Source organism: Pseudovibrio denitrificans JCM 12308 (assembly GCF_001310815.1).
GTDB lineage: Bacteria > Pseudomonadota > Alphaproteobacteria > Rhizobiales > Stappiaceae > Pseudovibrio > Pseudovibrio denitrificans.
On the sequence record NZ_BAZK01000046.1, the window covers coordinates 1 to 12,472 of the forward strand.

9 protein-coding genes, 1 tRNA gene and 2 pseudogenes are annotated in these 12,472 nt (G+C 50.9%); 7 read left to right on the forward strand and 5 right to left on the reverse strand.

All coding sequences use genetic code 11. The annotated features are described in order from the left end of the window. Nucleotides 1-485 precede the first annotated feature (485 nt). The 5 genes and pseudogenes from JCM12308_RS26995 (at nucleotide 486) to JCM12308_RS27015 (ending at nucleotide 6,167) form a co-directional block, all read left to right on the forward strand. Entirely contained in the window at nucleotides 486-1,511 is a 1,026-nt protein-coding gene (locus tag JCM12308_RS26995) for an ABC transporter substrate-binding protein (protein ID WP_008550338.1), read from the forward strand. A 107-nt stretch (nucleotides 1,512-1,618) separates the two neighbouring features. Further along, on the forward strand, nucleotides 1,619-2,476 hold the full coding sequence (locus JCM12308_RS27000) for an ABC transporter permease (RefSeq protein ID WP_083416910.1): 858 nt from the start codon (nucleotides 1,619-1,621) through the stop codon (nucleotides 2,474-2,476). 9 nt (nucleotides 2,477-2,485) lie between these two features. After that, nucleotides 2,486-3,625, forward strand: a pseudogene (locus JCM12308_RS27005) (quaternary amine ABC transporter ATP-binding protein); the annotation flags it as partial. Nucleotides 3,626-3,905: 280 nt separating this feature from the next. Then, nucleotides 3,906-4,418 carry a CAP domain-containing protein gene (locus JCM12308_RS27010; RefSeq protein WP_054785719.1) on the forward strand — a complete coding sequence of 171 codons (513 nt, stop codon included), beginning with the start codon at nucleotides 3,906-3,908 and terminating at the stop codon, nucleotides 4,416-4,418. A gap of 108 nt (nucleotides 4,419-4,526) precedes the next feature. Beyond that, nucleotides 4,527-6,167: pseudogene (locus JCM12308_RS27015) on the forward strand (AMP-binding protein). A 3-nt stretch (nucleotides 6,168-6,170) separates the two neighbouring features. Here JCM12308_RS27015 and JCM12308_RS27020 read toward each other — a convergent pair. Both JCM12308_RS27020 and JCM12308_RS27025 read right to left on the reverse strand, forming a co-directional pair. Beyond that, nucleotides 6,171-7,298, reverse strand: a complete 1,128-nt coding sequence (locus JCM12308_RS27020) for a GNAT family N-acetyltransferase (protein WP_054785720.1) — start codon at nucleotides 7,296-7,298, stop codon at nucleotides 6,171-6,173. Next, nucleotides 7,285-8,706, reverse strand: a complete 1,422-nt coding sequence (locus JCM12308_RS27025; protein WP_054785721.1) for a lipopolysaccharide biosynthesis protein — start codon at nucleotides 8,704-8,706, stop codon at nucleotides 7,285-7,287. Before JCM12308_RS27025 ends, JCM12308_RS27020 begins: the two co-directional genes overlap by 14 nt. 440 nt (nucleotides 8,707-9,146) lie before the next feature. On the opposite strand from JCM12308_RS27025, the gene JCM12308_RS27035 reads away from it, so the two are divergent. Next, nucleotides 9,147-9,500: a TfoX/Sxy family protein gene (locus JCM12308_RS27035; protein ID WP_008550339.1), complete on the forward strand. Its 354-nt coding sequence runs from the start codon at nucleotides 9,147-9,149 to the stop codon at nucleotides 9,498-9,500. A gap of 179 nt (nucleotides 9,501-9,679) precedes the next feature. Here the strand turns inward: JCM12308_RS27035 and JCM12308_RS27040 are convergent, their stop codons facing one another. Both JCM12308_RS27040 and JCM12308_RS27045 read right to left on the reverse strand, forming a co-directional pair. Then, nucleotides 9,680-10,084: a hypothetical protein gene (locus JCM12308_RS27040; RefSeq protein WP_054785723.1), complete on the reverse strand. Its 405-nt coding sequence runs from the start codon at nucleotides 10,082-10,084 to the stop codon at nucleotides 9,680-9,682. 467 nt (nucleotides 10,085-10,551) lie between these two features. Continuing rightward, complete coding sequence (locus tag JCM12308_RS27045; protein ID WP_054785724.1) at nucleotides 10,552-10,959, reverse strand: YchJ family protein; 408 nt, start codon at nucleotides 10,957-10,959, stop codon at nucleotides 10,552-10,554. 205 nt (nucleotides 10,960-11,164) lie between these two features. On the opposite strand from JCM12308_RS27045, the gene JCM12308_RS27050 reads away from it, so the two are divergent. Beyond that, on the forward strand, nucleotides 11,165-12,268 hold the full coding sequence (locus tag JCM12308_RS27050) for an FAD-dependent oxidoreductase (RefSeq protein ID WP_208608876.1): 1,104 nt from the start codon (nucleotides 11,165-11,167) through the stop codon (nucleotides 12,266-12,268). 64 nt (nucleotides 12,269-12,332) lie between these two features. On the opposite strand, the gene JCM12308_RS27055 is transcribed toward JCM12308_RS27050, so the two are convergent. Beyond that, a tRNA-Gly gene (locus JCM12308_RS27055) sits at nucleotides 12,333-12,407 on the reverse strand. Nucleotides 12,408-12,472 lie beyond the last annotated feature (65 nt).

Sequence of the window (12,472 nt, forward strand, 5' to 3'; positions counted from 1 at the left end):
AATTTAAGCAATTCAAAGCAGAATTTCTCTGTATTTTTCTTTTTGTAATTTGTGCGATTAAACGGTTCTGTTCGGAGCCGTTTTTTTTATTTGGATTTACTGTGAAATTACCTGAATTTTCCGTGGGAATTTTCTGTAAAAGAAAGCTTAAAATAGTTGTTTTGCTTCGGTAAATTTTTTTTCTCTTATTTTGCGTTTTAATTGGTGGTAGTAAGGCGTTATATAAGGTTTATGACTTCATATTCTCTGTATTTATAAAGTATTTCTTTTTTGATTTATTTTGCAAAAATATCTTGAGCAGATGTCTAAGTTGACAGAAATTTGAATATATCTATTTTTAATCGTGCAGTTGATGTGCTCAACCTAGCGTGTCCTGCAATTGCTTGAGTTTTTGACTTAGCATTACGGCCAGAACGACAAGCTGTCTTTGGCGGCTTTTCTCTCTGACCGAACAAAAAATATGTTTTGGTTGTTTGGAGGCATCCGTGTTGAATTTTAAATCTGCTCTCGCTGCGTGCGTAGTTGCACTACCTTTTGCTGTGTCATCAGCAGAAGCTGCAGATCCTGTTTGTGAATTGGACCGTCCTATCGTTTTTGCTGGTTTGGACTGGGACTCCAATGCGTTTCATAACTCCGTTGCTCAGTTTATCGCTGAGAAGGGGTACGGTTGCCAGACTGACGTAATTCCAGGCTCCACCATTCCGCTTCTGAACGGTATGGCACGCGGCGATATCGACGTGACCATGGAAATCTGGCCAGACAACGTGACTGAAGCACTTGCTGAAGGTCAGGCAAAGAAGCAGTTTGTTGATCTTGGCGTGAACTTCCCGGATGCGACGCAGGCATGGTTTGTGCCGAAGTATCTGGTTGAGGGTGATGATGCGCCTGCAAAGGGCCTGAAGTCCGTTGCTGACCTTCCAAAGTTTAAAGACGTGTTCTCTGATCCGGAAGAGCCGGAAAAAGGCCGTTTCTACAACTGTATTGCTGGTTGGGGCTGTGAGGTCATCAACTCCAAGAAGCTGAATGCTTACAAGCTGAACGATACTTTCGTGAACTTCCGCCCAGGCACAGGTGCTGCGCTGGCTGCTGCGATTGAATCCAACATCCGCCGTAAGAAGCCGATCCTGTTCTACTACTGGGGTCCAACCTGGGTGATGGGTAAGGTTGCTGATGATCTGATCCAGCTGGAAGAGCCTGCATACAACAAGGAAGTTTGGGATGAGCTCTCTGCTGAGACTGACCCGTCCAAGGTGACCAAAGCTGTTGCGTACCCGCTTTCTGCAACGCACGTTTTTGTAAACACCGAGTTCCATACGAAAGCGCCTAAACTGGTTGAGTTCCTGACCGCTTATGAGACCACCAGTAACGACGTTTCCAAGGCGTTGGCCTACATGCAGGACACCGGTGGCACCACTGACGATGCTGCAGTTGAGTTCCTGAAAAACAACGAAGAAATCTGGACAGGCTGGGTTCCGGCTGATGTCGCTGAGCGTGTGAAATCTGCTCTGTAATTTCAAAGAGACCTGAGTGCTTTTTGAGAATTAGCGAATAAGAAAACGATCACGGGACCAGGTTCCGTGATCCTTGCTAAGAATAAGAGGATCACATGGCTTTCGACGTGTTTCCCAACTTTGGGAAGCCTATCCGAACTTCCACAAACGATCTGGTTGACTTTCTCGTCGTGAACTACGGCGATGGATTTGAAGCCTTTTCCAACTCCATCCTGTTTTTGCTGGTGAGGCTGGAGCGGCTCCTGCGTGGAGCTGACCCGGTTATCATTCTGGTGTGCATCGGGCTGATCACCTTTGCTGCTAGCCGCCGTTGGGGGCTTAGCGCGGTGATGGTGGCCGCGATGTGGTTTATTGGTACGCTCGGCCTTTGGGAAAAGGCGATGCAGACAGTGGCAATTCTGCTGGTTGCTGTGTTTATTTCCGTGATTATCGGTGTGCCGCTTGGTGTTATCTCCGCGCGTTCAAACCGTTTCAGAGCTTTGCTCAATCCGGTGTTGGATCTGATGCAGACGATCCCGAGCTTTGTTTATCTCATTCCGGCGGCGATGTTGTTCGGTCTGGGTAAGGTACCAGCTATTCTGGCGACCGTTATCTATGCCGCTCCGCCGCTTATCCGCCTGACTGATCTTGGCATTCGTTATGTTGATGCTGAGGTTGTTGAGGCGAGCCGGGCCTTTGGTGCCACGCGTTGGCAGATCCTGAAGGGTGTTCAGATCCCACTTGCGCTTCCATCCATCATGCAGGGCATTAACCAGACTATGATGATGGCGTTGGCTATGGTCGTGATTGCGTCCATGATTGGTGCACGTGGCGTCGGTGAAACCGTTCTGCTTGGATTGCAGCGCAATGATGCAGGGCAGGGTTTGCTTGGCGGCTTGGCAATTGTTGTTCTTGCTGTTGTGTTCGACCGTATCACACAGTCTGCCGGACAACGGATGCAGGCGCATCGCAAGGTAACAGGGTGAGGCGCTGACATGGCATTGATCGAAGTACAAAACATTACCAAGATTTTTGGTAGCGCTCCCGACAGAGAGCTTGCCAAAGTCAAAGATGGTATGGGCAAAGATCAGCTGCTTGCTGAAACTGGCCACACCCTTGGTTTGCATGATGTCTCTCTCAGCATTGAGAAGGGCGAGATCTTTGTGATCATGGGCCTTTCCGGTTCTGGCAAGTCCACGCTCATCCGCCACTTCAACCGCCTGATTGAGCCTACTGATGGGCACATTCTGGTTGATGGCATGGATGTCATGGGCCTTTCCATGAAAGAGTTGGAGGACTTTCGCCGCCATCGCATGTCCATGGTGTTCCAGCGCTTTGGCCTAATGCCGCACCGTACTGTGGTGCAGAACGTGGCTTATGGTCTGGAAGTGCAGGGCATTGCGAAAGCGGATCGCGAGAAAACTGCTCGTGAATGGATTGAGACGGTAGGACTTGCTGGTTTTGAAGATCAGTATCCAAGTCAGCTCTCTGGCGGCATGCAGCAACGTGTGGGTCTTGCCCGTGCGCTCGCCACCGATGCTGACATTCTGCTGATGGATGAGGCGTTCTCTGCGCTAGATCCGTTGATCCGCTCTCAGATGCAGGATCAGTTGGTTGAGCTACAGGAAAAGCTTCATAAGACCATCGTGTTCATCACGCATGATCTGGATGAGGCGCTGCGTATTGGTGACAAGATTGCGATCCTGAAGGATGGGGTTTTGTCTCAGGTTGGTACGCCGCCTGAAATTCTGCTTGAGCCTGCCGATGATTATGTGCGTGCGTTTGTTCGTGATGTGAACCGTGCCCGGGTGCTGACAGTTGATACCGTTATGCAGCCGCCAGCCTTGCGCATTACCCATGACAACATGGAAAAAGCACTGGCTGATATGCGTCGCCATGACGAAGACTTCGGCTATGTGATAGAGAACAAAGAGTTCCGAGGTATCGTTACGCAGGAAGCCCTCGCTGAGGAAGTTGCTAAACCCGGTGATAGTCCATCTCTTTATGCTTTTGCTGATGACAGTAATGCAGTGGAGCTGGAAAGCACATTGGAAGAAGCCTTGCCGACCACTCTGGAAGCGGATTATCCGGTTCCTGTAGTGTGCGAGGATGGACGCCTCATGGGTGTTCTGAGCCCTGAAGAGATGGGCAGTGTGCTGACGCCACCAGAAGAGCATTCTGAGGAAGCGGATGACGGCACTGAAGAGAAAGCCAAGGATGAGCAGGTTGAAGCGCCAGCTAAGCCTCATGCCTTGAAAGAAGCTTCCTGAGTATCCTCTCTGTTTGTTTTGAAAGGTCGGGTTCGCCCGGCCTTTTTTATTCACTTATGCGTGTGTTTTTAGTTTGAGCTTGGTTTGCCTTATTTAGTAGGTAGTGTGGCTCTGAGATTCGAATTTTGCCGAAAAGTGATTTTGCATGAAGATGTTTCGTGGTGCGGGCATTGCTCTCCTTCTTGCCGTTGGTGTGACGCTTTCTGGTTGTGTCAGTACCGAAGAAACGCCTAGCTACTACCAAAATCTGGAGAGCCATTCTGCCCAGATTGATGCGAGCACCGTGGCTTCCATGATCTCCAGCTATCGTTCGCAAAAAGACCTGCCTCCTGTCACTGTTGATCCTGAATTGATGCAAGTTGCGCAGGCTCAGGCTGATGGCATGGCCCGTGCTGAAGATGTGAATGCGACTCGCAAGGGTGATTTGACGCTTTCTGTTCTGATGAAGAATGCGGGGCAGGGTGATGTGCATGCGGCCAATAACCTGAGCGCAGGTTATCGCAGATGGGCAGAGGCTTTTTCTGGTTGGCGTGACTCTCCAAAGCATAATGCGGTGATGTTGGATGCGGAGGGAACCCGCATTGGTATTGCGACCGCTTATGCGCCGGGCTCAAAGTATAAGGTTTTCTGGAGTTTGGTTGTCGCCGGACCGCGTTAACCCCTTTTCAGGTTCTTGCTAAAAGAACGACCAAAGGCCAGTTTCTCATTGTGCGCTGCAGCGGTACACTCTCCTCACTAATTATTTTGGGCCTAGAGGAATTCTGGTGTGCTGCCACCACTGACTTCATACGAGGAATTGCGCGCGGCGTTTCGTTGGAATGTTCCTGCGCGCTACAATATTGCTCAGGATGCGTGTGATCGTTGGGCTGATGTTGAGCCGGATCGCACCGCTTTGCTGCATGTGCTGCCTTCTGGCGATGTGGAGGAGTGGAGTTATGGCCGTCTTAAAAGAAGCTCCTGCCAGCTTGCAAATGCGCTCAAGTCTTTAGGTGTCGCTTCGCAAGACCGTGTGGCTTTGCTGCTGCCACAGGCCCCTGAAACGGCTGTCTCTCATCTTGCCATTTATCGGCTTGGTGCGATTGCTGTGCCGCTGGCTGCCTTGTTCGGGCCGGAAGCGCTGCGGTATCGGCTAGAGAATGCAGGTGCGAAGGTGGTGATCACCAATCAGGCTGGGCTTGAAAAGCTCTCTGCGCTTCGTGAGCAACTGCCGTTTCTTGAGCACGTGCTCTGCGTTGATGGAGCTGGTGACGGTGCTCTTGAGTTCTGGGGCTTGTTAGAGCGAGGATCTGATCAGTTTGAGGGCTGTGCGACAAGCCCTGATGATCCTGCATTGATGATTTATACCTCAGGCACGACGGGGCAACCGAAAGGGGCTCTACTTGCTCATCGTGTGTTGCTCGGGCATCTGCCGGGCATCCAGATGGCGCATGAAATGCTGCCACAAGCAGGCGATTTGTTCTGGACGCCCGCAGATTGGGCGTGGGCTGGTGGCTTGTTGAATGCCCTTCTGCTCGTTGAAGTTCGGGGTGCCTGTTTTAACTGCGCGTATTGATAAGTTTGATCCAGAAGGTGCTTTTAACCTGATGGCGCGTCACAGTGTTCGCAATGCGTTTATTCCGCCGACGGCCTTAAAGATGATGCGCAGTGTGGATCATCGTAAGTACTCAGATCAGCTTCAATTGCGTTCGGTTTGCTCGGCTGGTGAAGCTTTGGGGCGCGAGGCGTTTGTCTGGTGTCAGGAAGCTCTTGGTGTCTCTCCAAACGAGATGTATGGCCAGACGGAATGCAACCTCGTTCTTGGTTCTGGTGCTGGGTTAGGCGTGTCTCGCGCTGGTGCGATCGGCAAGCCAGTGCCGGGGCATGAGGTTGCTGTCATTCGCCCAGATGGTTCGATTTGTGAACCTGAAGAGCAGGGTGAGATTGCGGTTCGCCGTGGTACGCCGGTTATGTTCCTCGGGTATTGGCAGCGTCCAGATGCGGATGAGACGAAGTTTCTGGGTGACTGGATGCTGACGGGTGATCAGGGCGTCGTTGATGCTGATGGTTACTTCCACTTTGTCGGACGTAATGATGATGTGATCACCTCTGCAGGGTACCGTATTGGACCGACAGAGATTGAGGACTGCCTGATCAAACATGAGGCTGTCGGGTTGGCCGCCGTGGTGGGGAAGCCTGACCCTGTGCGTACCGAGATCGTGAAGGCCTATGTTGTGCTTAAGGACGGTTATGAGCCGAGTGAGGGTTGGTGGATGATATTCGTCAGTATGTGCGTGTGAGCCTTTCTGCCCACGAGTATCCGCGTGAGATTGAGTTTGTCTCCGAGATGCCTCTGACGACCAGCGGTAAGGTTATTCGCCGGATCTTGCGCAGCAGAGCGCAGGAAGAAGCTGAGTTGGTTCAAGGCTAGCGTTTATTTGCGGCCCAGCAGTTTCTTTAGTCTGCTCTTCAGCGCTTGTTTTATGCGAGCACCGGTTTCTGCTTCCCACATTGCCAAGCGGGCCAATGGGCCTTTGCCGATGAGGAGCGTGGCGTAAGAGAACCTTGCCGTCCAGGCTTTGTTGGCCATTTGGTTGTCTGGCGTTGAAAGAGAGTCCGCCCCGGAAAAAAACGGATCTTCCAGGAGCTTCTGTGTGCTGTAGTAGATGAGCAGTTGTCCAGGAGAGAACTTGGCAAGGCTCTCGTCAAATGTTGTTTTCCAGCCAAAGATGCGGCCTTGTTCGTGGAGCAGGATGTTAGTCGCTATTAGCTTGTCATCCAGATGTAGCTGCCCAATGCGAATGCCGTCAGATTTGCCTGAGTTTGTGACCATCTCGCGGGTGAAGGCTGCGTCAGGTTCTCTGGAGAGCAGGGCCGTGCCTTGCTTGCCCTTCCATCCTTCTGCTTCAAGCTTCAGGAACTCCTCAAGGCCTCTTTGAGTATCTTCTGCAGTCTCCAGTATGGAGAAGGAAAGTGTACCTTGCTTTTCTAGCCGACGTTGGTTTTTAAAGACACCCTTCCATGAAGACCGCTTTTTCAAGGCATTGAACGCGGCTTGTCCTTCAGGGCCAGCTGGCTGGAATGCACGGGCTTCCTGAGTGGAAGCTTGTTGCTGCCAGCCGTGCGTGCTCAGGGTGCTCTGCAGCTGCTTATAGGTAGCGCCCTCTGTTCCTTGGAATGGAAGCAGCAGTGTTTTTGCTGGGCTCAGATTACAGGCTGCTTCGAGTAAATTGTTCAGGATTGCTGGTGTTGCGTCTTCGGAGAGGAGCAAGGTGCCGAGTGGGCCATAATCTCCAGCCAGTGCACTGGGTAGTTTGAAGAGCAGGCCGCGCCTAACCATCATGATCGGCAGAGCTGCGAGGGCTTTTGTGCCGGAAGGATCTAGCGCCAACAGCAGCTTGATAGAGTGGTTTGCTTTGTGCGTATTGAAGGCTGTTACGAAGCTGCTGGAGAAGAACGGATTGGGCTCCAGCGCATTTTTGGAAAGGTCTTGCCACAGATGGTCTGCGGCTTCGTCCTTGCCGGGTATCAGCAGTTTGATGGTGGAGCTATCCTGCTTCATTGACTGGAGTTTCCCGTCTCTTCAATGGCAAAATGAATGTGTGCAGGCCCAAAAGTCTGTAGGCGCTGCGGTAAAGAACACATGCTTCAAAAATGATGACCAGGGTGGTCGCAAGAGCAGCGCCGTAAAGGCCTAATATCGGAATGAGTGCCGAGTTGAGAATGAGGTTCACAACGAAAACTGTGGCGTAAATTTTAGCGCAGGTGTTTTGGTGACCTGAGAGGGTCAGTAATGCATCTACAGGGCCGACAGATGCACGGGCGAGTACACCAATAATGAGAATATAGAGAATTGGTGTGCCTTGAGCGAAATCCTCACCAAACAAGGAGAGGAGGAATGGCCCGACAATCATAATGAAACCAGCCATCAGCAGTGTTGGCCAGAAGGTCATTTTGGCAGCACTGCCTACAAAGTCTTTGAGGCCAGACCTGTCGTTGGAATGGTAGAGCCGTGCCATGCGTGGAGCGCTGGCGGCGCGGACGGCATAATAAACAAAATGCATCAATGCGAGGGTGCGCGATGCGGCAAAGTAGATGCCGACCTGATCCGGAGATAGCCAGAGGCCGATCAGGATCACGTCGGAGCTGGTGATGAGCTGAAAGAAGCCATCTACCGCCAGCATTGGCACAGACACCAGCAGCCACGATTTTATCTGCAGCTTGCGTGGAGCAGGGTGGCGGACTTTATGCAGGGATACTTCCATCATGATTGTCTGGACAAAGGTGATGGTCCAGACAGCTGCGATGGTGACAATGCAAGCTGTTACCGCAGTTGGTGGGTAATCCATCCAGAGTGCAATCAGCATAAATGCGAGCACCAGCAAGGGCCGTCCAATGAAGTCTGGCACCATGGCTTTGAGCTGCCAGTCCTGCGCTCTGGCAATGCCTTCCAACATGCCTGTGTAGGTGTGCATGGGCAGGCAGATGGCGATCAGATAAAGCGGCAGGATGTAAGTGTTGCTGATGAAATCAGAAAAGAGCCAGGCAATCGCAACGCCAATGACGGCGATGGTTGTTGAGCTGAGCAGAACAAGGAAGCGGGCGCTAAAGAGTAGGCCGTTGAGGAGGTCGTATTGTTTCTTTTCCAGATACTCCGGGATGAAGCGGAGGAGGGAGACTGAGAAGCCGAGCCCTGAAAAGACGCTCAAAATGATGACGACCGTCCAGACAACAATGAAGATGCCGTACTCTGAGGCTCCCATCCAGCGGGCCAGAATGACCTGCATGATGTAGGCAAGCGCAGCGCTGGCGACACGCAGTGCAAAGACGAGTAAGGCAGACCGCTGCGCTCCTCCAGCTTCGCCTTTGCTGAAGAGAGTGCTGAGTATTTTTTCCAGAATCGGCAGCAGTTTTGCATGGGTGCTGTGGGGTAAAAGCACCGCTGCCCATTTGAGGAGGAGTTCTTGCACGCGATATGCCCTAATTATTTCTGGTCAATTATTACTAGTATGAAAATTAATATTTTCAGAATGTGAAGTGTTGGGATTGCTGCCTCGATCTGTCTCCAAATGAAAACAGAGGCTTAGCTGGAGTCGTAGCGCTCCAAAATTTTTATGCTGATATCTCGATAGTTTTTGGAGCTTGACTCTTGCGCAATTTAGCGGAATCAATACGAGAACATATAGAGAACAAAATGAAGTTGCCGAGAGTGATATGAACGCGAAAACATCGCAAATTGCAGAGCTGCGCCACCGCCTGGCGGTGTTAGAGGGACGCCTCCCCTCAGCAGTTCAGCTTGCGCCGGTCCCTGCGTCCGCCCAAACTGAGCAGGGACCGGCTCCTCTTGGCGAGGTGCTGACTGTCCTGGTTTGTAAAGTAGCTGAGACAATTACACTGGAAGGGCGCTCTCATGGCTTATGATGAGGAACTTAGTGATCGGCTTCGGGTGGAGTTGGAGGGGATCATGGGGATTTCGGAGAAGCGGATGATGGGTGGTCTTTGCTTCTTTCTGGATGGGAACATGCTGGCTGGGGCACATCGGATTAAGAGTGAAGAGCCTCGCTTCATGTTTCGGGTTGGCAAAGACAATGAAGCAGAGGCTCTCGGGCGTGAAGGGGCCGAGATTGTGGAGCTTGGTGGTCGGCGAATGGGTGGATTGGTGTTTGTTGCGGCTGAGGTGTGTGATCAGGCGGCGCTTCGGGAGTGGATTTCTTTAAGCATGAGCTTTGTGGCTGGTTTGCCTGCTAAGGAGTTAAAGGGGTAGGTGCTGCGATCGTAGCCTGTTTTATGAGCCATCGATTTTGATTTGTTGCTTGGTGTGGTCGGGGGCCGTTCGCAGGGAACTTTCGGACTTGAGGCTGAAGAAAGTTATATTAGCGCGTGCATTTCAGTGATTTGGAGTGATGTGTTCAGCATTGGCAATTTGCCAGCTTATTTTGATGTTTAATGGCGTGGGTCTTTGCAGATTTGTGCGTCACCTTTGAGTACTTTTTTTATTTCGGTGAACGCGCGTTTCATTGTGGTGCCTTTGACCCATCCAACAGTTGCCAATCGCAAGCCAGGATTTTTTGGATGTTTGCCTGCGACGATCTTAACTGCCCAAAATCGGCGGCCTCCAAAACCTGTCTCGACAAGTTTGTAGGCACGGAACTGAAGGTACTGAGTTTCTGTAAGTTCTTTGTGAGAAAAGTTTTGTAGTAATTCTATGCATTCATGATTAGGTTTACTTATGAGAGCGAGCGATCCGTCGTTTAAATGTAATTCTTTAGTAGACTCGTAGATTTCACATCCAGATCCTACTGTATTCGGTGTGCTTTGTATTAATGATCTCCACTTCATGAATTCCATTCTATTAGCGTGAATCACGTTCATTTATAAGATGTCCGGTGTGTGTTTGTATTTGTGCGTCATACACATAGAATCTGATATTTTGAAATAGTTTTTTTTCGAATTTTAATAAGATTGGATGCAGTGGAGCTGGTGCGAACCTTGTCGTGATTCTGCTAAGTCGTTACGCAAAGGTATGTTTATCGGAAAAAGAGGGGTGCTGAGGCGTGCAACCTAAAGGTGTGGGAAACTCATAGCTGGCTTAGGAAATGCACTCTGAAATGAGCTGAAATAGACGGAATAGGCCTGATTAAGTGAGGATTACCCTCGGTCATGCCTCCCACTTTGGGCCTAGTTTTGGAATTGCAGTTGGTGCTGGGAGGGGCATTGGCTGCTGGAAGCCAGCTATCTGCATCAAGTAAAACGAAGACCTCGCTTTAGTGTGGGTCTTCGTCAGAAATTGCGTCTATAGAATGAGAAAAGTGCCTTTAGAGGCGGGCACCTTCTTCTAAAGGTTCAACGTAGTACCAGCGGCCTTTTCGTTTTTTGAAGAGGCTGAGTTCGCGCTGCTCTCCAAACTGCCCATGGGCCAGATATTTAGCGCAGAACAGGACGCTGCCTTTAGCGTCGTCTGCCAGCCCTTTTTCAGTTGCCAGAATTTCGAGGCCAACCCATTGGGTTTGTTGGGCGTATTCGGCAATTTCGATAGAGCTGAAGGCTTTCTGATAGCGTGGCCAGAGTGTTTCTTTCAGGTAATCAACGTTCTGTGTCGCATAAGCGCTATAGCGGGAGCGCATTAGTTGCTCTGCGGTTTCAGGCAGGGCTTTGCCTTCCAGAAAAGGCTGACAGCAGACTTCGAAGTCTTTTCCTGATTGGCACGGGCAGGGCGTTGTCATCAATTACCATCCTTTAGAGCATGCTCGAGAGCTTGATGGCGCAGGTAAACGCTAAATCCTATGCTTGGTCAAGAAGGGCAAACAAGCTCCTCCAAGAGTGATTAAAGTTCGTGCTACTGGTTCAACGCTCCTACAGCGTCTTTTGCATAAGCTTGCCGTGTAAAGCCTTCTGTACGGTAGGACTGCAATGCAAAGAGGACGCATTTTGATTGTTGGAGCAGGGCCCAGTGGGCTGACTGCTGCAATTGAGTTGAAGCGGCGTGGGTTCACGCCCCGCATCATTGATAAGAACTCGCGTCCTCATGCACAGTCCCGGGCACTCGCAATCAATCCCAGAACAATGCAAATTCTGAAGCCTTCTGGTGTGACTGACAGGTTGCTGGAGAAAGGCTGGCGGATGAACCATGTCCATTTTCGTGGTCCGAGTGATGAGCTTCTGGAAGTGGATCTTTCTGAGTTGGGTGGACCTTTCAACTTCATGCTGGCTTTGCCTCAGTTTGAGACCGAGACTATTTTAGAGCGACATTTGACTGAGCAAGGCGTTCCAGTTGAACGGGAATGTGAGTTGCTGCGGTTGGAGCAGCAGGATGACAAGGTTACTGCTGTGCTTGAAACAAGCAGCGGTAAAGAGGAAGTGCTTCATCCGCCGATGGTGATTGGTGCTGATGGGGCGCACTCTGTTGTGCGCTCGCAGATGGGCTTAACCTTCTCAGGCAGTTCCTACCCGCAGGATTGGGGGCTGGCAGATGTGGAGCTGGAGCCGACACTTTCCATGGATGGGCCGACTATGTTTGATCGGTCACCGAATATATTTGGGGTCATCCCGTTTTCTGCAACGCGGGCAAGGATTGTTGCGGATCATGTTGATCCGTTGGAGAACATGCCGCCGATCCTGAAGGTCAATAAGGTCAACTGGAAATCAACCTTCCGCATCTCGCACAGGCTGGTGAACCTATACCAGAAAGGCCGCGTGTTTCTGGTTGGAGACGCAGCGCATGTGCACTCACCATTTGGTGGGAGAGGGATGAACTTAGGGATTGAGGATGCTGCGTGGCTGGCGTGGCAGGTTTCTACCGGTCTTACACACCAGTATATGTTGGATCGCAGACCAGTTGCTGCGGAAGTTTTGAAGACGGTGGATTCTGGGACGCGGTTTCTGGCTTCCAACAATACTGCTATTCGTCTTTTCCGGCAGAAGTTCATGCCTGTGTTGGGGCGGACGAATTATTTTCAATCACAGTTCATGAACATTATGTCTGCTGAGAATACGCCATTCCCTCCCTGGCTGGAAGAGGAAGAAACGGTGTAACGCTTTGTATGGAAAGAGAAGTCCAGATAACAAAAAACCGCCTTGCGGCGGTTCTTTTGTTTTTTGGAGCGGGCGAGGCGATTCGAACGCCCGACCCTAACCTTGGCAAGGTTATGCTCTACCCCTGAGCTACGCCCGCATATCCAAAAAATTCCAACTTCGCGAAAACTCAGCTTCTTAGAGAAACTGGAGCGGGCGATGAGA